This window comes from Beduini sp. (assembly GCF_047239305.1).
In the GTDB taxonomy this organism is placed as follows: Bacteria; Bacillota_I; Bacilli_A; order Erysipelotrichales; family Coprobacillaceae; genus Beduini.
Map to the genome: position 1 here is coordinate 577,245 of NZ_JBKTEM010000001.1, position 26,985 is coordinate 604,229.

27 protein-coding genes are annotated in these 26,985 nt (G+C 37.1%); 10 read left to right on the forward strand and 17 right to left on the reverse strand.

Annotation, left to right across the window (positions count from 1 at the left end):
• Nucleotides 1-11: 11 nt before the first annotated feature.
• Both ACLRVU_RS02945 and ACLRVU_RS02950 read right to left on the reverse strand, forming a co-directional pair.
• A complete protein-coding gene (locus ACLRVU_RS02945; RefSeq protein WP_412890622.1) occupies nucleotides 12-890 on the reverse strand; it encodes a carbohydrate ABC transporter permease in 879 nt (292 codons plus the stop codon).
• Entirely contained in the window at nucleotides 887-1,933 is a 1,047-nt protein-coding gene (locus ACLRVU_RS02950; protein WP_412890623.1) for an ABC transporter ATP-binding protein, read from the reverse strand. The genes ACLRVU_RS02945 and ACLRVU_RS02950 overlap by 4 nt, the downstream gene beginning before the upstream one ends.
• A gap of 212 nt (nucleotides 1,934-2,145) precedes the next feature.
• On the opposite strand from ACLRVU_RS02950, the gene ACLRVU_RS02955 reads away from it, so the two are divergent.
• The 3 genes from ACLRVU_RS02955 to ACLRVU_RS02965 are packed head-to-tail and all read left to right on the forward strand — an operon-like array spanning nucleotide 2,146 to nucleotide 5,158.
• Nucleotides 2,146-2,949 carry a Cof-type HAD-IIB family hydrolase gene (locus ACLRVU_RS02955; RefSeq protein ID WP_412890624.1) on the forward strand — a complete coding sequence of 268 codons (804 nt, stop codon included), beginning with the start codon at nucleotides 2,146-2,148 and terminating at the stop codon, nucleotides 2,947-2,949.
• Nucleotides 2,950-2,999: 50 nt separating this feature from the next.
• A complete protein-coding gene (gene ahpC / locus ACLRVU_RS02960) occupies nucleotides 3,000-3,566 on the forward strand; it encodes an alkyl hydroperoxide reductase subunit C (protein WP_412890625.1) in 567 nt (188 codons plus the stop codon).
• On the forward strand, nucleotides 3,566-5,158 hold the full coding sequence (locus ACLRVU_RS02965) for an FAD-dependent oxidoreductase (RefSeq protein WP_412890626.1): 1,593 nt from the start codon (nucleotides 3,566-3,568) through the stop codon (nucleotides 5,156-5,158). The genes ahpC and ACLRVU_RS02965 overlap by 1 nt, the downstream gene beginning before the upstream one ends.
• Before the next feature lie 9 nt (nucleotides 5,159-5,167).
• Here ACLRVU_RS02965 and ACLRVU_RS02970 read toward each other — a convergent pair whose 3' ends face one another.
• Nucleotides 5,168-6,490, reverse strand: coding sequence for an NCS2 family permease (locus ACLRVU_RS02970; RefSeq protein WP_412890627.1), 1,323 nt, complete (start codon nucleotides 6,488-6,490; stop codon nucleotides 5,168-5,170).
• 195 nt (nucleotides 6,491-6,685) lie between these two features.
• Between ACLRVU_RS02970 and ACLRVU_RS02975 the strand changes: the two genes are divergently transcribed.
• Nucleotides 6,686-7,231, forward strand: a complete 546-nt coding sequence (locus ACLRVU_RS02975) for a hypothetical protein (RefSeq protein WP_412890628.1) — start codon at nucleotides 6,686-6,688, stop codon at nucleotides 7,229-7,231.
• On the opposite strand, the gene ppk1 is transcribed toward ACLRVU_RS02975, so the two are convergent.
• From ppk1 to ACLRVU_RS02990, 3 genes are all read right to left on the reverse strand, one after another.
• Nucleotides 7,221-9,320, reverse strand: coding sequence for a polyphosphate kinase 1 (ppk1, locus tag ACLRVU_RS02980; protein WP_412890629.1), 2,100 nt, complete (start codon nucleotides 9,318-9,320; stop codon nucleotides 7,221-7,223). The genes ACLRVU_RS02975 and ppk1 overlap by 11 nt on opposite strands.
• A complete protein-coding gene (locus ACLRVU_RS02985) occupies nucleotides 9,313-10,230 on the reverse strand; it encodes a hypothetical protein (protein WP_412890630.1) in 918 nt (305 codons plus the stop codon). The genes ppk1 and ACLRVU_RS02985 overlap by 8 nt, the downstream gene beginning before the upstream one ends.
• Before the next feature lie 84 nt (nucleotides 10,231-10,314).
• Nucleotides 10,315-10,776 carry a MarR family winged helix-turn-helix transcriptional regulator gene (locus tag ACLRVU_RS02990; protein ID WP_412890631.1) on the reverse strand — a complete coding sequence of 154 codons (462 nt, stop codon included), beginning with the start codon at nucleotides 10,774-10,776 and terminating at the stop codon, nucleotides 10,315-10,317.
• A gap of 344 nt (nucleotides 10,777-11,120) precedes the next feature.
• Here ACLRVU_RS02990 and ACLRVU_RS02995 point away from each other — a divergent pair, with 344 nt between their 5' ends.
• Nucleotides 11,121-11,717 (forward strand): DJ-1/PfpI family protein, encoded by a 597-nt coding sequence (locus tag ACLRVU_RS02995; protein ID WP_412890632.1) that lies wholly within the window; start codon nucleotides 11,121-11,123, stop codon nucleotides 11,715-11,717.
• Nucleotides 11,718-11,875: 158 nt separating this feature from the next.
• On the opposite strand, the gene ACLRVU_RS03000 is transcribed toward ACLRVU_RS02995, so the two are convergent.
• The 6 genes from ACLRVU_RS03000 to ACLRVU_RS03025 all read right to left on the reverse strand — a co-directional run bounded on the left by ACLRVU_RS03000 (nucleotide 11,876) and on the right by ACLRVU_RS03025 (nucleotide 18,035).
• Entirely contained in the window at nucleotides 11,876-12,736 is an 861-nt protein-coding gene (locus ACLRVU_RS03000) for a DegV family protein (protein WP_412890633.1), read from the reverse strand.
• Between the two features lie 142 nt (nucleotides 12,737-12,878).
• Nucleotides 12,879-13,592: a hypothetical protein gene (locus ACLRVU_RS03005; RefSeq protein ID WP_412890634.1), complete on the reverse strand. Its 714-nt coding sequence runs from the start codon at nucleotides 13,590-13,592 to the stop codon at nucleotides 12,879-12,881.
• On the reverse strand, nucleotides 13,585-14,067 hold the full coding sequence (locus ACLRVU_RS03010; protein WP_412890635.1) for a sigma-70 family RNA polymerase sigma factor: 483 nt from the start codon (nucleotides 14,065-14,067) through the stop codon (nucleotides 13,585-13,587). The genes ACLRVU_RS03005 and ACLRVU_RS03010 overlap by 8 nt, the downstream gene beginning before the upstream one ends.
• 19 nt (nucleotides 14,068-14,086) lie before the next feature.
• Nucleotides 14,087-14,428: a hypothetical protein gene (locus ACLRVU_RS03015; protein ID WP_412890636.1), complete on the reverse strand. Its 342-nt coding sequence runs from the start codon at nucleotides 14,426-14,428 to the stop codon at nucleotides 14,087-14,089.
• Between the two features lie 96 nt (nucleotides 14,429-14,524).
• A complete protein-coding gene (locus ACLRVU_RS03020) occupies nucleotides 14,525-16,306 on the reverse strand; it encodes an ABC transporter ATP-binding protein (protein WP_412890637.1) in 1,782 nt (593 codons plus the stop codon).
• A complete protein-coding gene (locus ACLRVU_RS03025; protein ID WP_147549045.1) occupies nucleotides 16,299-18,035 on the reverse strand; it encodes an ABC transporter ATP-binding protein in 1,737 nt (578 codons plus the stop codon). The genes ACLRVU_RS03020 and ACLRVU_RS03025 overlap by 8 nt, the downstream gene beginning before the upstream one ends.
• Before the next feature lie 227 nt (nucleotides 18,036-18,262).
• On the opposite strand from ACLRVU_RS03025, the gene ACLRVU_RS03030 reads away from it, so the two are divergent.
• The gene (locus tag ACLRVU_RS03030) at nucleotides 18,263-19,081 is read left to right on the forward strand and encodes a MerR family transcriptional regulator (RefSeq protein ID WP_147549047.1); all 819 of its coding nucleotides are present in this window, start codon (nucleotides 18,263-18,265) and stop codon (nucleotides 19,079-19,081) included.
• Between the two features lie 16 nt (nucleotides 19,082-19,097).
• Here ACLRVU_RS03030 and ACLRVU_RS03035 read toward each other — a convergent pair whose 3' ends face one another.
• From ACLRVU_RS03035 to gpr, 3 genes are read right to left on the reverse strand one after another with little or no spacing between them, the layout of a single operon-like run.
• Complete coding sequence (locus tag ACLRVU_RS03035) at nucleotides 19,098-19,400, reverse strand: hypothetical protein (RefSeq protein WP_412890638.1); 303 nt, start codon at nucleotides 19,398-19,400, stop codon at nucleotides 19,098-19,100.
• Nucleotides 19,397-20,161 (reverse strand): stage II sporulation protein P, encoded by a 765-nt coding sequence (locus ACLRVU_RS03040; RefSeq protein WP_412890639.1) that lies wholly within the window; start codon nucleotides 20,159-20,161, stop codon nucleotides 19,397-19,399. The genes ACLRVU_RS03035 and ACLRVU_RS03040 overlap by 4 nt, the downstream gene beginning before the upstream one ends.
• 56 nt (nucleotides 20,162-20,217) lie before the next feature.
• Nucleotides 20,218-21,105: a GPR endopeptidase gene (gpr, locus tag ACLRVU_RS03045; RefSeq protein ID WP_412890640.1), complete on the reverse strand. Its 888-nt coding sequence runs from the start codon at nucleotides 21,103-21,105 to the stop codon at nucleotides 20,218-20,220.
• Between the two features lie 120 nt (nucleotides 21,106-21,225).
• Here gpr and rpsT point away from each other — a divergent pair, with 120 nt between their 5' ends.
• The 4 genes from rpsT (at nucleotide 21,226) to ACLRVU_RS03065 (ending at nucleotide 24,731) form a co-directional block, all read left to right on the forward strand.
• Nucleotides 21,226-21,489, forward strand: coding sequence for a 30S ribosomal protein S20 (rpsT, locus tag ACLRVU_RS03050; RefSeq protein ID WP_041139167.1), 264 nt, complete (start codon nucleotides 21,226-21,228; stop codon nucleotides 21,487-21,489).
• A 92-nt stretch (nucleotides 21,490-21,581) separates the two neighbouring features.
• Nucleotides 21,582-23,360 carry an oligoendopeptidase F gene (pepF, locus tag ACLRVU_RS03055; protein WP_412890641.1) on the forward strand — a complete coding sequence of 593 codons (1,779 nt, stop codon included), beginning with the start codon at nucleotides 21,582-21,584 and terminating at the stop codon, nucleotides 23,358-23,360.
• Nucleotides 23,361-23,364: 4 nt separating this feature from the next.
• Entirely contained in the window at nucleotides 23,365-24,420 is a 1,056-nt protein-coding gene (gene ispG, locus ACLRVU_RS03060) for a flavodoxin-dependent (E)-4-hydroxy-3-methylbut-2-enyl-diphosphate synthase (protein WP_412890642.1), read from the forward strand.
• Nucleotides 24,421-24,476: 56 nt separating this feature from the next.
• Nucleotides 24,477-24,731, forward strand: coding sequence for a DUF2624 domain-containing protein (locus tag ACLRVU_RS03065; protein ID WP_412890643.1), 255 nt, complete (start codon nucleotides 24,477-24,479; stop codon nucleotides 24,729-24,731).
• Here ACLRVU_RS03065 and ACLRVU_RS03070 read toward each other — a convergent pair.
• Both ACLRVU_RS03070 and ACLRVU_RS03075 read right to left on the reverse strand, forming a co-directional pair.
• On the reverse strand, nucleotides 24,723-25,583 hold the full coding sequence (locus ACLRVU_RS03070; protein ID WP_412890764.1) for a deoxyribonuclease IV: 861 nt from the start codon (nucleotides 25,581-25,583) through the stop codon (nucleotides 24,723-24,725). The genes ACLRVU_RS03065 and ACLRVU_RS03070 overlap by 9 nt on opposite strands.
• Nucleotides 25,584-25,587: 4 nt before the next feature.
• A complete protein-coding gene (locus ACLRVU_RS03075; RefSeq protein WP_412890644.1) occupies nucleotides 25,588-26,964 on the reverse strand; it encodes a DEAD/DEAH box helicase in 1,377 nt (458 codons plus the stop codon).
• Between the last annotated feature and the right edge of the window lie 21 nt (nucleotides 26,965-26,985).

Sequence of the window (26,985 nt, forward strand, 5' to 3'; positions counted from 1 at the left end):
ATCTGTCCCCCCTATTGATAATGCACTTTCTTAGATAATAATTTGAAATAAATGATCGTGAAGATGCTGATAATCACAAGCAGAACAACGCCAATTGTAGAAGCGTAGCCAATCTTATAGAACTTAAAGCCATATTCATACAAAGAATAAACCAAAGTATTGGTACTGTTCTGCGGTCCTCCTTGAGTGATGATCTGAATGGTATCAAACACTTTAAATGAAGCGATGATATTGACGATAGTTAAGAAGAATAAGGTTGGTGAGATCATCGGAAAAGTAATTTTCAAGAAAGTCTGACGGCGATTGGCTTTATCCAAAGATGCTGCCTCATAAAGATGTTTAGGAATACTTTGCAAAGCCGATAAAATAATGATGGTATTGTATCCCACGGTTTTCCATACAGAAATGATTACCAGTGAAAACAAAGCTATTTTAGGACTTCCCAGCCAATCGATCGGTCCAATTTTGAAAATGGATAAAATATAATTAATTAAACCAAAATCTGTATTCATCAGCCACATCCATAAAAATGAAATAGAAGCCAGTGAAACGATATAAGGTGAAAAAATAATGCTTTGCATAAAGCTGTTTACTTTCGATTTCTTATTTAAGAATAGTGCCAGCAGCACACCAAATAGGATACCTAGGCCAACCGTTAAGATCATATAGACAAACGTATTGGAAAGGGTCTGATAAAAGTCACTGTCTTGAAATAAAGTGATGTAATTTTGAAAACCAACAAATAGTTTTGTCGGAGATATAAAGTCCCACTCAAAAAAGCTGAGCTGGATCATACTTGCGATCGGATAGATCGAAAAAACTAAGAAGATAATAAGAGCCGGTGCAATAAAAAGATAGGGTTTCGCTTTTTTTAAGAATTCGTTTTTCATGAATGAATGGTATCCATTCTATTTTTATTTTCATCAAAACAGTGAATACTAGAATAAGAAAGCGATAATTTGATTTCATCGTCCAAATTCAAGTTGACATCACTAAACATTTTAACTGCCACGACTCCCATATTCGTTTGCACACGATAAATGATTTCTGAACCTAACATTTCCTTTGTTAAAACGGTACCGGTGAAGATCAGCCTTTCCTTTTGATCATGTGTCGGTTCATACATTTTTACTTTAGATGGTCTAAATCCGATATACGCAATTTGTTTTGGCAGTTCTGCGATCGCTTCAAACTTCTGACGTTCGATGATATTCATTTCCGGGGTTCCGATAAACTGTGCGGTAAACACATTCTTTGGATAGGTATAAATATCATGCGGTGATCCATGCTGACGGATCTTTCCTTTTTCCATTAAGACAATATCGGTCGCCATCGATAATGCCTCCACCTGATCATGCGTTACATAAACGAATGTCGCATTTAATTTGTGATGCAGTTCAATCAATTCTGAACGCATTTGATTTCTTAATTTTGCATCTAGGTTGCTTAGCGGCTCATCCATCAAAAAGACTTTCGGCTTTTTAACCATTGCTCTAGCTAATGCTACACGCTGTCTTTGTCCCCCGGATAATTGTGACGGCTTTTTGTCCAGGTATTCTCTTAATCCAACAATATCAATAATTTCTTCAATCAGCTGTTCTCTTTCCTCTTTAGGAATCTTAGCATTGATCAAACCAAATTCAATATTCCCTTTGACGCTCATGGTTGGATAAAGAGCATAGTTTTGAAATACCATGGCAATATCACGGTCTCCCGGATCAACGTCATTCATCTTTTTCCCATCAATATAGAGTTCTCCCGATGAAATATCTTCGAGTCCGGCAATCATGCGAAGTGTCGTCGATTTACCGCATCCTGACGGTCCTACCAATACCGTAAAACTGCCTGATGCAATGGTTAGATCCAGATTTTCAATGACTGTACTTTTATTGTCATAATCCTTTCTAACATTTTTTAATATGATCTCTGACATATTTCCCCCCTGTAGTTATGTTTCGTCTCTTTTGAAGACGCCCCCATTATAGCAAAGTCATATTAAATCCAAAGACAGCCTGCGTTAACTCTATGTAAACAATTTCTCATGACGGTTTTTAATTTTTAAAAGTAAGTTATTTAGGTTAATTTAAAGTTAATTGAATTTAGAAAAATACAAAGATCTGCTATGATGCTTAGCGGGAGGAAATTATGGAAAAGAAATTAATTTTTTTTGATATTGATGGAACACTGATTGACTGCCATACTAATTTAGTCAAAATGAGTGAAAAAACACACTATAGTTTAGAAGCTTTAAAAAAAGCTGGTCATCAGATTTTCATTGCCAGCGGCCGTTGTCTTTGCTTTATGCCACAAGAAATTCAGGACTATCCCTTTGATGGATATATCAGCTGCAATGGCGCCAGTATTCATTACCATGATCAAGTGATCTATAAAAATACGATTTCATTGGCACAAATAAAAAAACTGGAGACATTCGCTAAAGACAATGAGATTATTTACTTTTTGGAAGAGGATCAAAAAATATATACGAATAGAATAAATGATCCGATCTGCATCCGATTTGCGGAAAAATGGCAGATGCCGCTAGCTCGTTTATATCCGATCTCGAATGCAGAAACATTAAAGGTTCAAATGGCGATGATGATTTGTCCAACCAAACAAATCTTAGAAGCTGCCAGGGTGTATTTTCAAGATGATTTTGATGTTCAGGTACATCCCGGTCAGTTGTCGACTGATCTGAGTCTGAAAACCTCATCTAAAGGAAAAGCAATTCGTATCTTAGCTGACTATTTAGATCAAAGTATCACGAATACGATCGCTTTTGGCGATGGACCCAATGATACGGAAATGTTTAATACTGTTAATCTGCCGATCGCCATGGGAAATGCTGTCGACGAATTAAAAGCCATAGCAAAAGATATCACTAAGCCAATTGAAGAAGACGGAATTTATCATGGACTAAGGAAACACCATTTAATCAAAGAAATCTAAGTATAAGCCCCTCATTGCATAGCATAATAACTATGTAAGGAGGTTTTTTTATGGAAAATTTAATTGATAAAGAATTATTAGAGTTTAAAGTAGAAGCGTATCACGATGGAAAGTTTGAAGAAGTAACCCATAAAGATTTAAAAGGAAAATGGGCAATCTTTTTCTTTTATCCAGCTGATTTTACTTTTGTATGTCCGACTGAACTGGCAGATTTACAGGATTACTACGAAGAATTAAAATCAATGGATTGTGAAGTTTATTCTGTTTCTTGTGACAGTCATTTCGTACATAAAGCATGGGCAGATACTTCCGAGACGATCGGAAAAATCAAATATCCGATGCTGGCAGATCCAACCGGAAAATTAGCGGATTTCTTCGGTATTTTAGTAAAAGACACTTTTCAGGCATTACGTGGGACTTTCATTATTGATCCACATGGAAAAGTCAAAGCCTATGAAGTGCATGATATGGGAATTGGCCGCAACGCAGAAGAATTAGTGCGTAAAGTCGCTGCTGCTCAATTCGTTGCAAAGCATGGAAACGAGGTTTGTCCGGCGAAATGGAAACCAGGCGAAGATACCTTGATTCCCTCACTGGATTTAGTAGGTAAGATCTAATGAATCAAGAAATCTATGATCTGATTATTTTAGGTGCCGGAAGTGCCGGTTTGAGTGCCGGAATTTATGCCGGCAGAGCTAAACTAAAAACATTGATCATTGATAAGAATGCTCCTGGCGGACAAATTTTAAATACCAATGAAGTTGTCAATTATCCGGGTATTATTTCAACGAATGGTCCGGATCTGATTGCTTCCATGAAACAACAGGCAATCAATTTCAACTGTGAGATTATTCATGAAGAAATTATTGATGTAGTGTTAAATAGTCAAATCAAAGAGATCAAGACAACCGATAAAACGTATCAGGCACTCTCTTTGATTATTGCTACAGGAGCAATGCCAAGAAAGCTGAACTTCCCCGGAGAAGAAGAATTCACCGGTCGCGGCATCGCTTATTGTGCAACGTGTGACGGTCAGTTCTTTACAGATTTAGATATTTTCGTGGTTGGCGGTGGCTTTGCCGCCTGTGAAGAAGCCATGTACTTAACGCGCTTTGGTAAAAGTGTCACGATGATTGTTCGTGAAGAAGATTTCACCTGTGCCAAAACGATTGGTGACAAAGTTCGTGCGCATCCTAAGATTACCGTTCATTTCAACAGTGAAGTAGTAAGTGTTGAAGGCGATGATTTTGTTCATACCTTAACCTATGTCGATAATCAGACAAAAGAAAAAACCGTCTATACACCAAAAAACAATGATGCATTTGGTTTGTTTATTTTTGCCGGCTATCTTCCTGCAACCACATTATTTACCGGTAAAATAGAGCTAGACGCTCATGGCTACGTTAAAACTAATGAACAGCTTGAAACAAACGTCGAAGGAGTCTATGCCGCCGGAGATTTACGCATTAAAGAACTTCGCCAAATTGTTACAGCAGTCAGTGATGGGGCTATTGCAGCAACAAACTGTGAACATTATCTAGCTAAATTAAAAGAGGAGTATCCTCAATATAATGTGATTGAACCTAAAACACAAAAAAAGAAAGAATCTAAAAACCAGTCTGATTTAATCAATCAGGATTTAGCGAAACAGCTGCAAGCCGTCTTTACTAAATTTAAAGATGCAGTTACGCTGGAGCTATATCTTGATGACAGTGATAAATCTAAGGAATTAGAAGATTACATGGATAATATTGCGGATCTTAGTAATAAGGTGATGATAGAAAAACGATATGAATCACGATCTGAAATGCCTGTGGTCAAATTTAAGGATCACCCAATTTCTTGGCATGGGATTCCTGCCGGTCATGAATTTAATCCGTTTATTTTAACGATGTATTACATTTCTACTCATCAAGTACCTTTAGAAGAAGCGCAAAAAGAAAACATCATGAAAATTAATCATGATGTTCACATTAAAGTCGGAGTTACACTTGCTTGCCATTTTTGCCCCGATATCGTCGGCAATATAGAAAAAATGGCACTGGTAAATCCAAAAATTAAAGTTGATGTTTATGATATCAGTCTATTCTCTGAATTTAAAAAGAAATATCGTCTGATGTCTGTGCCTGCAGTTATTTTTAATGATCAGGATATTTTATTTGGTTCTCAGAGTTTAGATACTTTAATAGAAAAAACAAAAGAGGCTTAGCGCCTCTTTTTAGATTGCAAAATATAAAATAAAGACAATAATCAAGCCAAGGATAATCGGACTGATTTCTTTCGCTTTACCTGAAGCCAACATTGCAATCACATAAGCAAAGAAACCAAAAGCGATTCCGTTAGCAATTGAATAAGTTAAGATCATGGTAATGATCGTTACAAATCCACAGCTGGCAAATACTAAATCATCCCAGTCAATCCCTTTTAACTGCTGTGCCATTAAGATTCCTACAACAACTAATGCCGGTGTCGTCACGGCAGATGTCACTGTAGCTAAAATTAATGGTGAAAAAATCATCGAAATAAAGAACATGATCCCGGTTGTACAAGCAGTAAGTCCGGTTCTTCCGCCTACTTCTACACCAGAAGTCGATTCAACAAAAGAAGTGACAGTGGATGTCCCTAAAGCTGCTCCGGCTACCGTTCCGACTGCATCGGCTACTAAAGCTCTTTCAACATTTTCTAATTGTCCTTTTTCATTTACCAGACCGATACGGTTTGCAACAGCTACCAATGTTCCGGCTGTATCAAAGAAATCAACAAATAAGAATGAGAAGATAACCATGCAGGCACTCAATGGTTCTGCAAACAATTCTCCAAAGCCATCCATAAAGGCACCTAAAGTATGGATACTGAAATTAAATTCAATGACCTTATCCGGTAATGTCGGCATCCCTGCAAAGCCTCCGGCTAAATGAAGAATAATCCCAATGATCGCTGTAATGATCATCCCGATAAATACTGCGGCAGGTACTTTTTTTATCAATAAAACAAGGGTGATCAAAATCCCGGCAATCGCCAGTAATACTGCCGGATCTTTTAAATTTCCTAAAGCGACTGCAGTTGAACTGCTGGCAACGATAATACCTGCATTTTTCAAACCGACAAAAGCAATAAAGAACCCAATCCCGGCTCCAATCGCCAGCTTTAACTGCGATGGAATCGAATTGATGATCATTTTACGAATTCCTGTTACTGAAATCAAAATAAAGATCAGCCCGGAAACAAAGACAGCAGCTAAGGCAGCTTGCCAGCTATATCCCAATGTCAAACAAACGGTATATGTAAATAACGCATTTACTCCCATTCCCGGTGCTAAAGCGACCGGATAATTGGCTACCACTCCCATAATGATAGAGGCAATCCCGGCAGATAAAGCTGTCGCAATAAACACTGAATGCTTATCCATCCCTGCTTCACCTAAAATAGACGGATTGACTCCAAGAATATAAGCCATCGCTAAAAAGGTTGTGATCCCCGCAATGATTTCTGTTTTCACGGTTGTATTTTTAGCTTTCAACTTAAAAATCTTTTCTAACATAATTTCCCTCTTTCTTTCAATTTTCTGTCAAATATAACAAATGACTTACTTATTATACTGGAAAATATTCTTAATCACAAGATGAACTTATTTTGTCATAAACTTTCAATTACTAGTATTCCATTCCTAGAACTATCTATTCTCATATTGAAAAGCAAAAATAAGTTTGTTATGATGATTAAACGAGGTGAGTCCATGAAAAAATTCAATATCTTAAATAATGTCATTATTCCGATTTTCATCGTTGCTGTCTGTTCACTATCCTCAATGCTTCATCAAAACCTGACCTATATTGCCAACCAGCTGCCCTATCGCTTTCTTGTTTTTATATTAGCCGGACTCATTGCTTATAATTTTTATACACAGTTTTCCTGTCTGTTTAAAGCCACCGGATTCTATGGACAAAAGGTGGCTTCTTTGATGATCTTTTCTTTATTATTGATCCCGCTTGCGGTATTAGTTCCCTATAATAAAAAGGATATCCTCATTTCAACGATACATGTTTGGATATCCTTTGGCGGCAGCATTCTGTTTATGATTCTGCTCAATGTCTTTCTATGGCACCTTGCCAAGACACAACTTGAAATCTATCAGCAGATTTTGCCGGTGTATTTATTTTTAATTACGGGCTGCTTCACTCTTTTTGTATGGTTGGGGAGTGTCAACTCTTTAGTGGAAATCTTTTTTATTTGGGTGTTAGATACTTTGATCTATCGTCTCAATCTTCTTTTCAAGCTTTAAGCTTCTTCAGCCATCGCTGCAGCCATGATCCTTGTTTTGGAATAAGGCTGTTTTCTTTTGCCTGTTCAATGAAATATTGATGAGAATTCATCGGTTCTCCCTGATCTTTAATTGAAATATACTCCTGCCCAACTAAGAGCTTTCCATTGATATTATCCTGACACATAATATCAATCATCTCTAAGATGCGCTTTTTAATACGCTGATCATATATTGGCACAGCAATTTCTACACGCTTCGTTGTATTTCTTGTCATCATATCGGCTGAGGAAATGTAGACTTGAGCATCATGTCCCTTACCGAAAGCGTAAATTCGAGAATGCTCTAAGAATTGTCCTACGATGCTTTTAACCGTAATGTTTTCTGTTTTCCCGTTCACTCCTGGCACTAAACAACAGATCCCGCGAATCAACAAATAAACAGTAGTCCCGGCTTGGCTTGCAGCAGCCAAAGCATCAATAATCTGACGATCCGTCAATGAATTCATTTTCATAAAGATATTGCCGCTGCTGCCTTTTTCTGCCTCACCTTTAATTTTATCAATCAGTGATGACTTTAGAGAATTAGGCGCAACCAATAGATGCTGATAGTCCCCATCCAGATTAGAGATAGCCATATTTTTAAAGAAACGGCTGGCATCTTCACCAATTCCTTGATGGTAGGTCATTAAACTTAAATCTGTATAAAGTCTGGAAGTCGATTCATTGTAGTTTCCGGTTCCAATCTGGGTAATATACTGAATTCCTTTGTGGGTTTTACGAGTAATCAGACAGATTTTAGAATGCACTTTATAATCTTCAAAGCCATAGAGAATCTGACAGTCGGCTTCTTCTAACACCTTAGAAAAGAGAATGTTATTTTCTTCATCAAAACGTGCTCTTAATTCCATCAAGACAACGACATCTTTTCCGTTTTCAGCGGCTTCACATAAATATTTTACAATCTTGGCTTCTTTAGCTAAGCGATAGATCGTGATTTTAATCGAAATGGTTTCTTTATCATTGGCACACTCCTTTAATAAACGTATAAAAGGAGTCATCGATTCATAAGGAAAGCTTAATAGCTTATCTTCTTTTAAAACCTGTCGGGTAATGGACGTTTCCATATCAAAATCCTGTGCGGGATAAGGGGAAAACGGCGGATAGCTTAGTGTCATCTTGCTTTTTTCAGGAATGGCTTTCAAAAGATCAAACAAGTATTTCATATTGATCGGGGATTGACTCATATAATAGCACTCTTCCGTTAAATCTGTATGCTTCAGCAAGTATTTTTTTACTTTCTCGTCCAATAGTCCCTGTGATTCTAAGCGCACCGCATGCAGTCCTCGGCGTTTCTTCAACAGCTGTTTCATCATCTGACGGTAATCTTCATAGTAATCCTCAATTTCTTCATCAATGATTAAATCGGCACTGCGTGTAACAGAGATAATGCCGCTGTTTTTAACGACATAGTTCTTAAATATCTTATCTGCAAAATGAAGCAGGACTTCTTCCGCCAAAACATAGCGGACAGTATTTCCCGGCAGCAAAATCAAACGTCTGCAGGCAGAAGGAAGCTGAACTAAACCGAAATAATCTTCCAATTCTTCCTTTAAAGATGCCACAATATAGAGACTTCCGTTTTCCAAATGAGGAAAGGGATGTACTTTATTCATCACCATAGGTGAAAGAATCGGAGAAATCTGATGTTTAAAATAGTCACTGATAAACGTGCGGTCATGCTTATTTAGATCAGAAATACGCTCATGTGTAATATCATAATACGCCAGTTCTTTTTCCAAAGAATGCACAGTCTGATCTTTGTAGGCACACAATGTACGTGCTGTTTCGTGAATCTTTGTCAGCTGCTGACGCGGAGTCAGATGACTGCGTACATCCTGATGCTGCGGATTCATCTCCAACATATCATTGATGCTGCCGACACGCACCCTGAAAAACTCATCTAAGTTACTGGAGAAAATAGCCACGAACTTGCATTTTTCTAATAACGGCACCTCATTATGATGGGCTAAATCCAGTACTCGCTGATTAAATTTAAGCCAGGATAATTCACGGTCCTGGCTATAACTATAGTCATAATCTTCATTCATAATACTCATCCCCTGTCATTTGATAACGATTCATCAAATAGCCTTCCCTTAATCCTGTATGAGAAATCAAAATGCGCTCAATCCCATACGTATTCATTATTTGCAATAGAATCAGCATTCCCGGAACAATCGTATGGATTCGATCCGGTTTGATCCGCAATATCTTATGGGCACTGCTTTCCATATCATCTAATATTAAATCCAGCATCATTTCTACATCTTTCTTATTAAATGCATTTAAGTCCTTCACTTTTACTTCTTTACGGATTAAAAGCAGCAAAGCCCGAATCGAACCCCCTACTCCAATGGCAGTTGTCATTTTATGATTTTTAGGTTTATCAGGCAAGGCATTCAATTCTTTTTTGATCCTAGTTTTAATATTTTTTACTTCTGCTTTTTTTGGAAAAAGATAGTCCACATAGTCAGTATAAAGATTCAATGAACCTACCGGCATTGAGGCATTATAAAAAATACGATCCTTTTCATACCCGACAATCTCACTGCTTCCGCCGCCGATATCAATCAGCCAGCCGGAATTCACATTCATTGATAGTCTTGAACCGTAAAAATCATATAATCCTTCCTGATCCTGACTTAAAAGTTCAATCTCAATTTCCAATTGATGCTTTACATGCTGAAGCACTTCTTTTTTATTGCTGACATTTCTTAATGATGCCGTTGCAAAATAATAAGCATGTTCGACATAAAACATCGTACAAAAATGCTTCAATTGAGACAAAGCATCGGTTAATTTTGTAATTCCTTCGCTTGTGAGTGTCTTATTTTCAATACAGCTGGCTAACCCCAGCATGATTTTTTTGGAAACTAACTGTTTAAATGTTTTATCATGCATGGTATACACAATTAATCTTACGGTATTTGACCCAATATCTATGACTGCTACTTTCATCCTTTTTCTCCTAAATTATATCAAAAATATTCTTAATATTGTTTTATGTTTATGTTATCTTTTCGTTAACTGCCACGCAGCGCATTATTCCCCTTCTTCTTTCTTGCTTTCTTCTTCTACGAAACTGTTAAGCTGTTCGATAAATTTAGAAAGCAGAGGCGCTAATTGATTCATTTCTTCCTGCGTATACACTTCAAATGCTTTTGTGGCTAAACGACTGGTAAAAGCACTGTTCTCGATGGCTTTATCTTTACCTAACTGCGTTAAGTAAACTCGAATGATACGCTTATCATTAGAATCCGGCTTTCGTTTAACTAATCCTGCTTTTTCCACTTTCATCAATAATTCACTCATTGATGCTCTGGCAATATCCATATGATTCGCAAGCTCCGTTTGAGATATCCCATCTTGTTTAGATAAAACCGAAAGAAGCTGCCCTTTACCTCGAAAACTGCCTTTAGGATCGTTCTGCTGGTGACATTTATGTAAAGCTTTATTGCATTTCTTAAATAAAATCAATAATTCTAATTCTTCGATATCTTTCATAATTTACTCCTTTTTTATGCACCCTTATTATAATAATTATACTGTAAATTTAGCCAAACAACAAGTCCCACTCATGAATCACTCAGTAAAAAACGTATTATTTATTTACTTGTTTTATACCTATTCCATCATTATACAATCGACTTCTCCCTTTGCCAAACATATGTAAAATAGCTTGCTTATGACCAAACATGCTCTATTGCAACATTAATTTTAAACTATTCATCTTTGGTGCGGTTAAAAAATATAAATGTATACAAATCACTGAAAATAAAAAGAGCCTATTAAATAAAAACTATTCATGCTATCATAGAAGCAGCAAGCTATTTAAGGAGAATCATTTTATGGAAGAAACAACACCCCTACAACAAAAAGAAGTATTATTGTTGCTAACAAATCAATGGGCAGACTGGGAAGCTGCCTACGCTATTGCCAGCATCAATCTAATGGATCAATACGTAGTCAAAACGATAGCTGTGGATCATGAACCAAAAGTATCTATGGGAGGACTGAAAGCAACAATCGATTATACACTGAACGATTATCACGATTTAAATAATTTAGCGATGATTATTTTACCCGGTGGTTTGGGCTGGAATGAAGAATCAACTGACGATATAGCAACCTTTGTGAAAATGGTTATTGATGCAAACATCCCTGTAGCTGCAATCTGCAGTGCCACTTTATTTTTAGGCAGATATGGTTTTTTAGATGAAGTCAAACATACCGGTGACGAACTGGAGCTCTTCCAAAAAGAACCTCTCTATCATGGAGAGAATGTCTATATATCCGCTCAAGTGGTAACGGATCAAAACATTATTACTGCTAATGAGACAGCGGCTGTTGAGTTTGCTGATACTATTTTTAGGGTGCTTAAAATGTATACGGATGAACAAATCGATGGTTGGTTTCATTATTTTAAACATGGTATGGTTCAATAATTGATGTTAGGTCTCGTCTTAAAACACCATAATTAAACCTGCTTACTATCCCTCATTAAAGGACTGCTGTTGACGGCAGTCCTTTAATAATAGATTGTACAGTTTATCCATCTGATTTTTAGTCTAAAAAAAGATCAGCTGATGCTGATCATTTTATTCTAGTTTTTACGTGTTGCTGAAACTCCAATAGCCCCTTTTCCGCCATGTGTAGTCATAACACATCCCAACTCTAAGACAATTACTTCTTTAAAGCCATAAGCCTTTAAAGCTTCGACCATATTTCCTAAGACATCCATTTGAACCCCTACAGAATAGAAGGCAAATGCTGTTTCTTTATCGAATTCTTCCTTGCCTAAGAAATCTTGAATAAATTCCTTTGCTACTTTTTTCATCATCCCCAGATATTTTTTACCGGCAATCAATTCACCGTTGATAATATCGATCTGCGGTTTAATTCTGAAGATACTTGCACCTAATGCGGCCGCATTGCTGACACGTCCGCCAGCCGAAAGGAAATCTAATTTATCCGGTACAAATGCCGTTTTTGTTCTTGTGACATAATTCTTAATCTTCTCCACCAGTTCTTCTACTGTCTGATCTGGATTTGCTTCCACCATACGTGCCGCTCTGAGTACCAAATTTCCTAATCCCCCGGAAACATTCTTTGAATCGACTAAATGTACTTTCGCATTCACACAATCTCTGACCCCTAAACAAGCATTTTGAAAAGTGGATGAGCAAGCTGACGAATAACCAACATGTACGATCTCGCAATCCGGATTTTCCTTAGCGATATTCTCAAAAAATTCTGTATACTGATATGGTCCTACCGCATTTGTTTTAGGTATTTGCTTAGTTTTTTTATAGAACTCATAGATCTCCTGTACGGGGATTTGTCCATCCTGTACAGTACGATCAGGAAAATTTAATCCAAAAGGAATAATCCGAATCCCATATTGATTTAACTGTTCCTTTGTTAAATCACAACCACTCTCCGAAGTGATAATTATTTTTTTCATGTTTGCCCTCCTTTAGACTTTTCATCTATTTTATATTTTACGCTAGCGATCCCTTACTGTCAAACCTAACACTAACAGTATACCACGTTTTATGGAAGAATTATGTTTTTTCTTCGACAGCAAAAAAGTACTTTTCAGTACTTTAATGATTTCTGTGTCGTTGATGATGTTCCTTAGATGACAAAGGTTCATCGGATAATGTGTTATAAATATCCCGCAGCTGTGCCATCGATAAATCTTGCAGTTCTTCTATTGAATATGCAGAATCCAAATTCATAATTTTCTTAATCATTTCATATTTACCACCGGACATATGGTGTGACGAAGCTTCTTGATGTGTTACTTCATCGATGCAATGACAGTTATAGCGATTTTTCATTTTAGTGTTGTTTAAGTAATCACAAAGATTTTGTTCAATTTCAAAGGAACGTTCTTCGTCTTTTGAATAGATGCTGATCTGTAATAATGATTCTTGCTTAAAATACTGCTGATACCCCTCTGTCTCCATCAGCTTCGTCAGTGCTTGTTGATAATGCAGTCCTACCAAGTCAACTGAGGATAACGTTTCCTGAGCCTCCCTGTTATAGGCTTTTACTAACATAACACCATCATGTTGATCCAAGATTAACTCTAAACTTGGATTAATATCGAGGGTGATATAGCTATATGCCTCTGCCTGCGCAGGGTGAAAAAACGTGATAGCCATCATGATACATACAGCCACACAAGCCAGACTACCCCATTTTAAAACGGGGTGCTGTAAAGAAGAACGGCGTTTTATGTTTTGCCATGTTTTTTCCTTCAATGCCTCTTCTGCTTTTATCTTAGACATTGCTTTCAAAGGTCCCTTAGTCAAAATAATCGCCTCCCAGTTTCTCTTTCAATTCCTGTTTTGCCCGTCGCAGACGTGTATGTATCGTATTTTCATTCTTCTTTAACAATGCAGCAATCTCAACGATCTTATAACCTTCATAGTAATACAGATAGATAATATCCCGATATTTAGGAGAAAGCGTCATAACAATGTCTAAAAGATGTCCTTGATCTGAATGGGGATCAATTTGAAACTGACTGAAATCTTCCGTTAAGACGGCTTTCTTTTTAAACCAGGATCCTAAAAAGTCATGACAGGCATTGATCGTTACACGTATCAGCCATGCCTTTTCATGTTCAGCTGAATCGAAGGCTTCTCTTTTAGTCGCATATTTAAAAAATACGTTTTGAAATATATCCTCTACATCAGCGTATTGTTTTAAATGAAGAAAACAGATGCGTCGAATCATATCTCCATAAGTCTCTATTGCAACTTTTATTTCTGCTTCTGTTTTCATAACGGTCTCCTAAAAGTAATTATCTGTGATGTCGCTGATGATGCATTGAACGATTGTTGTTTTGTTCTGTTCTGTTTTGATGACATCCGCTTTTATCATTATAGCAAGTTTCACCGCAATTTTCACTCCCAATGCAGGCTTCATTCCCATAAGGACATTGCCAAACATCACTTTCATCATTTAAAAGAGATTCTCCTGTCCAGTTTTGATAATCATCGTTATGCATTTCATACACATGTGTTTGACACCCTTGTGTATCATTCGATGATGTGTCATTATTTAAAGGCTGATTAAGTGCATAAATGACCGCACCGCCTCCTAATAAACTTGTAATACCTAAAACAGATAATGCTTTGATCATGTTGTATTTCCTCCTTGATAGCTTCATTAGGAATACGATGCTGTCTTTGAAAACCTTTCAAATTATTTAAAAAAAGAAAAAACCGGTCTCCCGGTCTTATTCTTGTTCTGCAAACTGTGCATTATAAAGTTGTTCATAGAATCCATTTAACTGAATTAATTCTTTGTGAGTTCCTTTTTCAACGATTCTTCCGTCACGAACAACTAAGATCAGATCTGCACTTTTAATTGTCGATAAACGATGAGCAATAACAAAGCTTGTACGGTTTTTCATTACATTCTGCATTGCTTCCTGCAGCATTTTTTCCAAACGCGTATCCACCGATGAAGTTGCTTCATCCAAGATCATGATCTGCGGATCTTTTAAGATCGCTCTGGCAATCGTTAATAACTGCTTTTCACCTTGAGAAATATTATTTCCCTCTTCATTGATCTGCATGTTGTAGCCATCGGGCTGAGTACGGATAAAATGATGCACATTCGCCTGTTTAGCGGCTTCAATAATCTCATCTTTTCTGGCATTCATACGCCCATAACGGATATTGTCATAAATCGTACCGTTAAACAGCCAAGTATCCTGCAGGACCATCCCAAATAAAGAACGCAAGTCTTCACGATCCATATCACGGATGTCTACACCATCAATCTTGATTCCACCCTGTGTCACATCATAAAAACGCAGCAATAAGCTGATCAAGGTTGTTTTTCCTGAACCGGTCGGTCCTACTACGGCAACCATCTGTCCGCTCTTGATATCCACATTGAGGTCATGAATAATTTCTTTTTCATTGTAACCAAAGTGAACATGGTCAAATGTTACATTTCCTTCAATTTCATGAACAGGCTGCGGATGTTCTGTAATTACTTCTTCTTTCTCGTTTAAGACTTCAAATACACGAGTTATAGCGGCAAAGGCAGACTGAATCTGTGAAGATAAGTTACTTACCTGAGAAATTGGATCGTTAACCTGCCAGATATAACGTATAAAGGCTTGCAGCTGTCCGATTTTCAATGTACCGCTGATCGCTAAAATACTTCCGATCAATCCGATTGTTCCGATAACTGTATATGTGACTAATGAAATACAGGGCGAAATGATTGAAGACATGAATTGTGCCTTGAAAGCATTTTGACATAAGTTTTCATTGATATCTTTAAACTGATGAATTGATTTTTTCTGCTTATTAAAAAGCAATATCTCATTGTACCCCGTATACATTTCGGTAATCGCTCCGTTCAGCTTACCTAAAGCATCCTGCTGAGCTTTAAAGCGTTTTTGTGAACGATGAACAATAAAACGAGTAATCAGCAATGCAATCGGAATAATCATACAGACAACAATTGCCATCATCGCATTGATTCTTACCATCATGACAATCGCTAAAATAAGAGTCAAAACTCCACTGATGATCTGTGTCAAGGTTTGCTGCAGGGCATTTGACACTGTGTCAACATCATTGGTAATACGGCTTAGTACATCTCCAAACTGACGCTTGTCAAAATAACTGACAGGCAGATGACGTATTTTTTCCTGCAAGGCATTTCTTAAATCATGCATTGCATTTTGGATTGAATTCGTTAAAGCAAAGGTTAAAACAACCTGTGATAATGTTTTGATCAAATAGATCGTGACTAAAACAACAATAATCTTGATAATAGCGGCAAAATTAACACCGGCATTAGGCACATGATTTGCAATATTCGTCGCATCACTCATCAGCTGCGTGGTAATCATCCCTTCTACCGTCGGTGCAACCGCTAATGCAATATTGGTTACCACAACCATTAGAATTGCTACAAAGAATCCCCATTTATAGGGTGAAATAAAAGGTGACAGCTGTTTAATAGATCGTTTGAAGGTTTGCCATTTCTTACTCATAAGCCAATTCCTCCTCACTCAACTGAGATGCTGCAATTTCGTAGTAGATCGAGCAATTTTTGAGAAGTTCTTTATGAGTTCCTTCCCCTACTACCTTTCCTTCATGCAAGACAATAATCTTATCGGCTTCCATGATTGTAGAAATACGTTGTGCAACAACCAGCATAATCGATTGTTTTGTAACTTGTTTCAATGCTTTTCTTAACATAGCATCTGTTTTAAAATCTAAAGCTGAAAATGAATCATCAAAAATATAGATTTCCGGCTTTTTAACTAATGCACGGGCGATGCTTAAACGCTGACGCTGTCCCCCTGATACATTCGTCGCACTCTCCGTAATGACTTCATCAAAGCCTTTTGGTTTTTCCATAATAAAATCATATCCCTGAGCGATTTTGGCGGCCTCAACCACTTCTTCCATGGTTGCATCCTCTTTTCCATAGCGGATATTTTCAGCGATAGTTCCGGTAAACAGCATTGCTTTTTGCGGAATAAAACCAATCTTATCACGCAGTGCCTCCATAGAATAATCCTGAACATTTTGTCCATCGATTTTAATGGTTCCGGCGCTGACATCATAAAAACGCGGAATCAGATTGATTAACGTACTTTTTCCTGAACCGGTGCTGCCAATAAAGGCTATGGTCTGTCCCTGACATGCTTTGAAAGAGACATCTTTCAAGACCGGTTCTTCTCCATCCGGATAAACAAAGGTCACATGATCAAAATCTAAGGTATGTTCATTGACCGTTGGCACATTCATCGTGCTTTCTTTATCTTTAATGAGAACCTGAGTGCTAAGAATTTCCTGAATACGTTTAGCTGAAACAGCGGCACGCGGATACATCACAAAGACACTGCAAAACAGCATCATTGAGAACATAGCATGGAATAAATAGTCCTGAAAAGCAACTAATCGTCCCACCTGCAATGTTCCTGCATCAATCATCTGACTTGCCAGATAGAAAATAAAGACAGCCGCTAAATTCATTAACAAAAAGAATATTGGCTGAGTTACTGACATTAATTTAAAAATCTTTTTAGTATAATCTGTAAACTCTACGTTCGTTTCATTAAAACGAGCTTGTTCATAGCGATCATTATTGAAAGCACGAATAACTTTGATCCCCGTTAAGTTTTCTCTTGAAATACGATTTAAGTGGTCTAATGACGCCTGTTGTTTTTGTGACATTGGCTCTGAAATCTTTGCGACTAAAATAACCCCCAGAATAACAACTGGCAAAGTGGCAGCAATCACTAAAGATAAGTCCAAAGAAGTTCTTAATGTCATGATAAAGCTGACAACCAGCATAACCGGAGTCATTAAAGCAGTTCTCAATATAACATTGATAAACATCTGAATTTGAAACGCATCATTGTTTGTTCGAGTAATCAATGATGAAATCCCAAATTTATTGAATTCGCTAGGTGAGAAATCCTGCACCTTTGTAAAAATATCGTTACGGATATCACGTGTAATTGACGTTGAAATCTTTGCACAGCAATACCCTAGTAAAATCGTTCCTGCTACTCCCACAATCGAAATAACAAGAATCGCTCCCCACATTGAATATAAGTAGTTACGATCCTGATTTTTAACCCCAATATCAATCATATTGGCGATAATCGTCGGGATTCCCAATTCTACAAGTGCAAACCCAAAGACAGAAATCACATTTAAAACCAATAACTTTTTATATTTTTTCAAATACTTTAAAATAAGTTTCATATTAATCTCCTTCCCTTGTTGTTTTTACTCGACTGTTCTATCATAAACTATAAAGTAACCTTATAGTCAAGAGGTATTTTATGTATTTTGAACTTTTATTTAAACTACATATCGCTTTATAAGAAAAACGAATTCATTCTGCCTTTATTTTAATGAATAAACCCATAGCCAACTTATTCAATTCATGGTATAAAGAAGATAGTTATTTTACGTAGGAGGTGCTTATCATGAAAGAAAAATATGAAAAATACTTTACGACTGGTGAATTTGCTAGAATCTGCAACGTACCTAAGCATGTCCTGTTTCATTATGATCAGATCGGCTTATTTACTCCGGCAATTGTAAAGGATAATCAGTATCGCTATTATTCGCATCACCAATATGAAACGTTTGCGATTATCATGATTCTTAAAAATATTGGAATGTCATTGCAGGATATCAAGATTTATCTGGAACAAAGGACACCTCAGATGCTCATTGATCTATTGAACGATAAAGAAAAAGAACTGGATGATCAAATAAAAAAACTTAAGCATGCCAAGGAGTTTATTAAAGCAATTCGCTCCACAACCTCCAACGCTTTAAAAGCTGATGTTAACGAAGTCAGTTTAGAATATATGGAAGAAGAAATCCTGCTGTGCAGCGACGATGTGGAAAACGCCACCAGCAAGCATTTTGCAACCTACATGGAAGAGTATGTCAACTTCTATAATAATAACTATCTTGCTACCGAAGATCGTGTCGGGGCAATTCTCTCCATTGCCAATATTAAAAACAAAGATTATACGAATTTTCAATATTTGTTTACCCGTACACGAAAACGCAATTTAAAAAACATCAAAATCAGAAAAGCCGGATATTACATTGTAGCTTACCACAAAGGTCCTTATGATTTAGCGTATAATGCCTATCAGCGAGCCCTCGACTATGCCCAAAAGCACAAGATTCCATTAGGAGAAATGGCGTATGAGGAATACATTCTCTCAGATATTGCTGAACGACATACTGAAAACTATATCACAATGATCTACCTAGAAACCAAATAGAGACCCTTTGAGGTCTCTATTTTATTATTGCCGCACTTACCATCATTGAAAAGAAATCGCCGATAAAAACAACAACCATGCGAATAAATTCTGTAACTCCATTGCTGACTGCTTTTGCGCCCTTGGCAACGGCGTTTTCTTTTCCGTCATCATAAATGACATAATGATCTTCTAATTGTTCTTCATTTTTTATATCTGATTCTAATTGACTGGTGGATTGATTCACAATATCCGTTTTAATTTCCGGACCTTTAATCACAGCATTAACGACCACTAAGAAAATAACCACCAGAAAAACATCGACGATGATATCTCTCATTGTTGTGCCTCCAAATAATCGTGAATGGATAAAGCCAGTACATCCAAACTGTTTTTCACTTCGGTAAAACTGTTTTCAACGCCCCCTACTTCTATCAGCAGCATATGATCTGTCACATATTGATTATAATAGGCTTCTCGTTCAAAAGTCCCGCGGCTGATTCCCGGCATATAGCTGTCGATCAGCGTGGACAAAGCCTGTGAAGCTCCGCGTACTGCTTCCACCTTTTCACTTAGTCCGCCAATAACAAACATCATTTTCGCATATGCCTTATCATTAGCTAAAAGCCTTGTTACATTTGCTCCCACCGAATCACGGTGAAAGTCAATCACTAAATCAAAACCGCCATTATTGACTAACGCTTCGGTGAGGAATGTATTTGATACCTGATAGAATTCATCATACTGCATTCCGTTGGCTGCCGCATAATTTTCAAAATTACTTTCCTCAACGATCACGTTATACCCCATCGTTCTTAATTTCTCGGCTAAGTATTTACTTCCTTCAAACACACCCTGATCGGCATATTTTTCCTGCTGATGCGTAGAATAGATGTAAATACTTTTATTAACACCTTGATTCTGATTCAACTTCACCATCTGCGATTCAAGATCGCTTACTACCTTGCTGTCCTGCTTTTCCAAGGCATCCACGCGGACATTATTATTAAGTAAATTAGTTACACACATATTGAGTGCAAACAAACATACGCTGAATATCAAAAACTTCCCTAAAATATAAAAACCTGAATTTCTTCGCATATCCTCACCTTCTATTCACTTATATAATGTATGAAAAGAATAGAGGATTTAGAACATTAATTCAAAATATTCATCAAACAAATACTGATCATGTTCGATAAAATTTCAATACGATAGTCGATATCTTTACTTGTTATGACATAATTCTTGTTGATTGGATTCATTATTTCCTCAATTAAATGATAGCGTTCATCGTGATGAAGAGTGCCTAAGTGTCCCATCAGGAATTGTTTTTTCTCATCATCTAATTCTCCCTGATAAGGATTTTTGCGCACCACTTTCAAAATATTTTGACCGCCCTGCAAATTCTCAGAAAAGAAGCCTTCGACATATTTAAAAAATTCATTGATCAGGTTGCTGACTTTAATGACACAAGGAATACCGACAGCGATGACTTTACAGCCTAAATACGCTTCGTTGATCGCTGTGGTATAGTTGCCTACACCGCTTCCCGGACGAATCCCGATATCATTGATTTGAATCGTCTTATATAAAGCATCGGATTGAATCGCTGAAAGAGAATCGATAGCGATGACTAAATCAATATGATATTTCTCAACAATGCTTTTTACCATCTCGGCACTTTCCAAGCCGGTTTGTCCTTTTACACGCGGAATAAATAAATAAAGATGATCGAGACTCATTTCCATTTTACCGACAATTTTTGGTCCGATTGCATCCGCATTGAAATCAGCGTTTCCCAACCCCACAACAAGAATACGCTGTACCGGTAAATAAGGAGTCATCACCACTTTAAAGGCCTCTAAAAGATCATCCTGCTGATAATCATTTAAAATGATCTCATCGTAATGCCCTTTAGGTTCTTGAAAAAAGTCATATTGTTCTAATGTGACGTCATTAAATGTAAGCTTATTAAACTTATAATCTTCGTTTTCTTTTAGATGTTCCAGCTGTTCTCTGGCTAAATCTGTATTATAATTCATAAAATCACCAAACTTAGTATGACCATAAAACCATGATTCAACAAAAAAATAAAAATAAGATTGCATTTCATTTCTATTTTTGTTAAAATTGGTAAGGAAATGAATCGGAGGTGGACAAAAATGGCTAACATGAAACAACAAATCAAACGTTATAAAAACGATGATGCTAAACGTGCTGTTAATAACGGATACAGAACTGCTTTAAAAACTGCTATCAAAAAAGTATTAGCTGCTGTTGAAGCTGGAAATAAAGAAGAAGCGATTGCTGCTTATAATGTAGCTTCTAGTAAATTAGATGCATCTGTAACAAAAGGATTCCATCACAAAAACTATGCTTCTAGACAAAAATCTAGATTGGCTAAATTAGTAAACTCTATTAACTAAGGCTAATAGAGTTTTTTTGTTGCTTAAAACAACGTTATCAATACAGTTTTTTTTTTGCGCTTTTTTTGCTATGATAGTAACGAGGTGATTGAATGAATAGAAATGAAATCAGCCTTCAGGATACCTGGGATCTAACCAAAATCTATGAAGACGAAAAAAGCTTTAATGAAGATTTAAAGGAAACCAAAAGTTTATGTGAAAAATTAGTGCAGCAGGAAAAAACATTTATTGACAGTGCAGATCAGTTTTATCAGTTTTTAGAAGATTATACGAAGATGGATCGTCTGCTTTCAAAATTGTATTGCTATACACATTTAAGTGTAGATGTTGAACCTAACAATCAGTTCATTAAAAGCATGGAAGCAAGAGTCATGGCTCTATATGAACAAATCTCGCAAAGTCTGACTTTTGTTGATTTGGATATTATCGCTCATCAAGAAGTAGTCAAAGACTATCTGAAAGAAGAACGTTTTATGGTCTATCGTTATAATATGCAGGAAACCTTCCGCCAAGCCAGTCATACACTTTCTAAAGAAATGGAAGATCTGCTTGCTCAGATTTATCCTCTAGCGGATACTGGAAGTGATGTCTTTGATGCATTGAGACTGGAATTCGAACCGGTTTTAGTGGATGGTAAAGAAGAGTTCTTAAATAGTGCGACACTAACTAAATTCTTAAAGAATGAAAATGAAGAAGTACGACGCACTGCTTATCATCACTTTTATAAAGAATATCAGCGTTTTGAAAACGTCTTTGCCAAAACGTTATCAAGCACAATGAAAAAAGATGCCTTTTTAGCGAAAACACGTCATTTTGAAGACAGCTTAGCTGCCAGCTTATTTGCCGATCAGGCACCAAGTGAACTGTTTCATAAAATCCTAGAACAGGCCAATGAGAAATACCGTCCACTCTTTCATCGCTATAACGCATTGAAAAAACGTTTAATGAATAAAGAAATTATGTATAACTATGATTTAAGTGTACCTTTAGTTAAATCAAAGCAGCGCCATTACACAATTGATGAATGTTTTGATATTATTCTTAAATGTGTGGATGTTTTTGGTGATGAATATACAGATATTATTAAAAAAGCCAAAGCAGAACGCTGGATCGACTTTTATCCGCATGTCGGTAAACGTGCCGGTGCCTATTCAAGCGGATGCTATGATACAAATCCATATATCCTCATGAATTTTATCGGTGACTATCAATCATTGTCAACCATGATTCATGAATTAGGACACAGCTGTCATACGTATCTTTCTAATAAATATCAGCCGCCCCAGACGAATAACTATCGTATCTTTGTAGCAGAAGTGGCATCAACAGTAAATGAAATGCTGCTGATCCAACACTTATTAGCGAATACTCAGGATAAGCAGGAAAAAGCCAGCCTTCTTTATGATCTGTTAGAAAACTGCGTGGGATTGATTTTCAGACAGCCGATGTTTGCTGATTTTGAATACAAGCTGCATGCTATGGCAGAGAAAGACCAGCCGATGTCCAGTCAAATCATCACAGATCTTTATCAGCAGTTAAATCAGGAATATTTTGGACCGGATGTAGTGTTAGATGACTTAACTCGTTATTCTTGCTATCATGTGCCGCATTTCTATTACAATTACTATGTCTATAAATATACTTTGGGTATGTGCTGTGCCCTCGCTATTACAGCCAGAGTCACAAAACAGGATACTCAGCAAATTGAATGTTATCTGCAGTTCTTAAAATCAGGTGGAAGCAAACCACCGATCGAACTGCTGCAGACTGCGAATGTGGATCCATTATCCGATCAGCTTTATGATGATGCTTTCCATTATTTTGAGGATTTATTAAATGAATTTGAAAGTTTAATGCTTGAAAAGGAGTAAACGCATGAAAAGAGAGGAAACTCGCTCAATTAAAGTCGGTGACTTAATCATTGGGGGAAACAATCAAGTCATCATTCAATCGATGACCAATACCAAAACAAAGGATATTGAGGCTACTGTAGCTCAGATCAATCAATTAGCCGCGGCAGGATGTCAATTAGTCCGAATGGCTGTTTTCGATCAGGAGGATGCCTTAGCCATCAAAGAAATTAAAAAGCAGGTGAAACTGCCTTTAGTAGCAGACATTCATTTTGATCATCGTTTAGCTTTAACAGCCATTGAATCGGGCATTGACAAGATTCGTATCAATCCCGGCAATATTGGCTCAAAAGAAAAAATCGAAGCGGTGGTCAATGCTTGTAAAGCAAAACATATTCCTATTCGTATCGGTGTCAATGGCGGTTCTTTAGAAAAAGATATCCTGCAAAAATACGGGCGCCCCACTCCCGAAGCAATGGTAGAGAGTGCAAAACGTCATGTTCAGATTTTAGAAGATTTAGATTTCCACGATATCTGTATCTCTTTAAAAGCTTCCTCTACACTATTAACGGTAGAAGCCTACAAACTAGCGAGTCGAACCTTCGACTATCCGCTTCATTTAGGAGTAACCGAATCAGGAACTGCCCTTGGTGGAACGATTAAATCAAGTGCCGGATTGGGAATCTTACTGTATGAAGGCATCGGCAATACGATTCGTGTCTCTTTAAGTGATGATCCTTGTCAGGAAATTCCGGTAGCTAAAACATTGCTAAAGGAATTCGGATTAATGAGCAACGTACCGACATTAGTCTCTTGTCCGACCTGTGGACGTATTCAATACGATCTGATCCCGGTTGCTAAAGAGATCGAGCAATTTCTAAATACAATCCATGCTGATATTACCGTTGCCATCATGGGGTGTGCGGTAAATGGTCCGGGGGAAGCTAAACACGCGGACATCGCTATTGCCGGCGGAGTAAAAGAAGGATTACTGATAAAAAAGGGTGAAATTATCAGAAAAGTTAAACAAGAGAACATGGTTGAAGAATTAAAAGCAGAAATATTAAAGATGGTACAATAAATGTATCATCTTTTTTAGTGAAGAAGCATATATACAGATTAGGGGGAAATATCACGATGAATCTAAAAGAAAATTATATGCATATCCAATCCTTAACACTTACTAAATTAAAAAAAATATGTCAGGACTACCAATGTCAGATTAACGATTATGATTTAAGCATTATTCTTCAGATCATAAAAAATAATGTGTATGCATTGGTTACTGCACATTACCATCCTGCTTTATACAACGAGATAGAAAAAGAGACAAACATCTCTGTTTGTCATCAATTTAAACCCATTATTCAAGACTCTATTTTATTATTTTAACCCCGGCTCAAACTTCTTATTGCGAATCATCGCAATTTCACGTTTATATGGGGCTTTTTCTTCATGATAAGGCGTTTCTAAAAACTTAGGTACATGACTTAGACGTTCGTTATAAATAATAGAGCAAAGCGTATCAAAACCAATATAACCATAACCGATATTTTCATGTCGGTCTTTTTTTGCACCACGTTCATTTTTAGAATCATTGATATGCATCGCTTTAATACGATGAATACCGATTTTTTCATCAAACTCATCCAAGTAGGCATCAAATTGTGTAAGATCATATCCGGCATCATGAAGATGACACGTATCTAAGCATACACCTAATTTATCATTATGTTCAACATGATCAATCATATATTTTAACTGATCTGTCGTATAGCCTAGTTCACTGCCCTTTCCCGACATCGTTTCTAAGGCAATAATAACATTTGTATCTTCACTTAAAACCATATTTAATCCTTTTACGATTTGATCTAATCCCGCTTCTTCACCCGCCTTGACATGACTTCCCGGATGAAGAACAACCATTTTCACTCCGATTGCCTCTACTCTTTCAATTTCCTGTCGCAGAAAGTCCACTGCTAACTCAAAAGTTTCAGGCTTTATTGTATTGGCTAAGTTGATAATATAGGGAGCATGGACTAAGACATCTTCAATCGCAATGCCATGCTCCTCCATCAAAGCCTTGGCTTCATCAATTCTCAGCTCTTCGATTTTTTTACGGCGTGTATTCTGTGGCGCACCGGTATAAAACATAAAGGTGTTCGCTTCATAAGACAGAGCTTCTTTGACCGAACCCACCATCATTTCTTTTCCAGACATGCCAACATGACTTCCAATTTTCAACATTCTAATAATTTCCTTCTTCTTTTTGTCTTTTTTCAATCTGTGCCTGTTTTGCACGTTCTTTTTTCTGACGGCGAATATCCTGCTGGATAATCGAACGTTTTTCTTTTCTCACTAATTTTTGAATTTCTATCTTACGTTTCTTTTTATACCCGGGCTTTACTTTTGTTGGACGGTTAACCATCTTAGAGATACGTGTTTCAATCTCATTGCTGTGACGCACACGTTTATTGCGGCGATCACGATCCGCTAAATCTACCCAAACGCCATCTTTTATTTCCTGATTAGTAAACTTAATCCCTTTATTTTCCAGATACTTAATACTTCCTTCATCTTCCACGTTATATAAGCTGTAACAGATTCCGGTATATTTCCCACGTCCGCAGCGACCAGCACGATGCACATAGAAATCTAATTCCGTTGGAAAGTCCATTGAGATAATATGACTGGCTCCGTCAATGTCAATTCCTCTGGCAGCAATATCAGTTGCCACGATATACTGGTAATCCATATTGTTGATACGGCGCATCATTTGACGACGTTCACGCGGTTCCAGATCTCCATGAATCTCACCGACACGATATCCATCGTCATGAAGCTTTTGAGCAATATCTCTTGCTTCACTGCGCTTATTGCAGAAGATCAGACATATGTAAGGATCGATTGTATCCATGATCTTTTTAAGCAATTCAAATTTACTCTTATGACGAACCGGGACTAAGATATGTTCAATATTATCAGTTGTCGCTTTCTTTTCATCAATCTCAATAATCTGTGGATTCTTCATATACTTTCTTAAAAATGGTCGGATATTCTGCGGAATTGTCGCACTAAAAACCAACATCTGCAAATCATCCTTCATCAGTCCGGCAACAGCATCAATATCTTCAAGATAACCAAACTCTAAAGTCATGTCGGCTTCATCGACAACAAAAATATCGGCTGTCGTAATTTTTAATGCTTGTTCATTAATAGATAAATCGCGGATTCTTCCCGGTGTTCCGATAACCACGTGCGGCTGTACCGTTAATTTATCAATTGCTTTTTGTTTATCATTCCCACCGATCACCAATGACACACGCACGGCTGGGTTCGCTTTTTGAAATAAACGGGCATGTTCAAAAATCTGTGTCGCTAATTCACGCGTTGGGGCTGTAATAACCGCCTGTACTTTATCTGAATTGGGATCAATTCCATTCATGATCGGAAGCAGGAACGCATGTGTTTTCCCTGTTCCGGTTTGAGAAATCCCGATAATATCGGTATGCCGCATGACCTGCGGAATAACTCTTTCCTGTATTTTTGTCGGCTTTTTAAAATTAAGCAGACGGATTGTATCATTAACAAACGGTTTAAAGTTAAATTGCTCAAAAGTTTTCATTTTATCACTCCTTTTTTTATT

Excerpts from the sequence above, each read along its gene's own strand:
- ACLRVU_RS02965 (WP_412890626.1), top strand. The coding sequence starts at position 3,566 with ATGAATCAAGAAATCTATGATCTGATTATTTTAGGTGCCGGAAGTGCC.
- ppk1 (WP_412890629.1), bottom strand. The coding sequence starts at position 9,320 with ATGAATGAAGATTATGACTATAGTTATAGCCAGGACCGTGAATTATCC.
- ACLRVU_RS02970 (WP_412890627.1), bottom strand. The coding sequence starts at position 6,490 with ATGTTAGAAAAGATTTTTAAGTTGAAAGCTAAAAATACAACCGTGAAA.
- ispG (WP_412890642.1), top strand. The coding sequence starts at position 23,365 with ATGAAAAGAGAGGAAACTCGCTCAATTAAAGTCGGTGACTTAATCATT.
- ACLRVU_RS02955 (WP_412890624.1), top strand. The coding sequence starts at position 2,146 with ATGGAAAAGAAATTAATTTTTTTTGATATTGATGGAACACTGATTGAC.
- rpsT (WP_041139167.1), top strand. The coding sequence starts at position 21,226 with ATGGCTAACATGAAACAACAAATCAAACGTTATAAAAACGATGATGCT.
- ACLRVU_RS03075 (WP_412890644.1), bottom strand. The coding sequence starts at position 26,964 with ATGAAAACTTTTGAGCAATTTAACTTTAAACCGTTTGTTAATGATACA.
- ACLRVU_RS02985 (WP_412890630.1), bottom strand. The coding sequence starts at position 10,230 with ATGAAAGTAGCAGTCATAGATATTGGGTCAAATACCGTAAGATTAATT.
- ACLRVU_RS02950 (WP_412890623.1), bottom strand. The coding sequence starts at position 1,933 with ATGTCAGAGATCATATTAAAAAATGTTAGAAAGGATTATGACAATAAA.
- ACLRVU_RS02945 (WP_412890622.1), bottom strand. The coding sequence starts at position 890 with ATGAAAAACGAATTCTTAAAAAAAGCGAAACCCTATCTTTTTATTGCA.
- ACLRVU_RS03010 (WP_412890635.1), bottom strand. The coding sequence starts at position 14,067 with ATGAAAACAGAAGCAGAAATAAAAGTTGCAATAGAGACTTATGGAGAT.
- ACLRVU_RS03025 (WP_147549045.1), bottom strand. The coding sequence starts at position 18,035 with ATGAAACTTATTTTAAAGTATTTGAAAAAATATAAAAAGTTATTGGTT.
- ACLRVU_RS03035 (WP_412890638.1), bottom strand. The coding sequence starts at position 19,400 with ATGAGAGATATCATCGTCGATGTTTTTCTGGTGGTTATTTTCTTAGTG.
- ACLRVU_RS03015 (WP_412890636.1), bottom strand. The coding sequence starts at position 14,428 with ATGATCAAAGCATTATCTGTTTTAGGTATTACAAGTTTATTAGGAGGC.
- pepF (WP_412890641.1), top strand. The coding sequence starts at position 21,582 with ATGAATAGAAATGAAATCAGCCTTCAGGATACCTGGGATCTAACCAAA.
- ahpC (WP_412890625.1), top strand. The coding sequence starts at position 3,000 with ATGGAAAATTTAATTGATAAAGAATTATTAGAGTTTAAAGTAGAAGCG.
- ACLRVU_RS03030 (WP_147549047.1), top strand. The coding sequence starts at position 18,263 with ATGAAAGAAAAATATGAAAAATACTTTACGACTGGTGAATTTGCTAGA.
- ACLRVU_RS03040 (WP_412890639.1), bottom strand. The coding sequence starts at position 20,161 with ATGCGAAGAAATTCAGGTTTTTATATTTTAGGGAAGTTTTTGATATTC.
- ACLRVU_RS03065 (WP_412890643.1), top strand. The coding sequence starts at position 24,477 with ATGAATCTAAAAGAAAATTATATGCATATCCAATCCTTAACACTTACT.
- ACLRVU_RS03020 (WP_412890637.1), bottom strand. The coding sequence starts at position 16,306 with ATGAGTAAGAAATGGCAAACCTTCAAACGATCTATTAAACAGCTGTCA.
- ACLRVU_RS02990 (WP_412890631.1), bottom strand. The coding sequence starts at position 10,776 with ATGAAAGATATCGAAGAATTAGAATTATTGATTTTATTTAAGAAATGC.
- gpr (WP_412890640.1), bottom strand. The coding sequence starts at position 21,105 with ATGAATTATAATACAGATTTAGCCAGAGAACAGCTGGAACATCTAAAA.
- ACLRVU_RS02995 (WP_412890632.1), top strand. The coding sequence starts at position 11,121 with ATGGAAGAAACAACACCCCTACAACAAAAAGAAGTATTATTGTTGCTA.
- ACLRVU_RS02975 (WP_412890628.1), top strand. The coding sequence starts at position 6,686 with ATGAAAAAATTCAATATCTTAAATAATGTCATTATTCCGATTTTCATC.
- ACLRVU_RS03000 (WP_412890633.1), bottom strand. The coding sequence starts at position 12,736 with ATGAAAAAAATAATTATCACTTCGGAGAGTGGTTGTGATTTAACAAAG.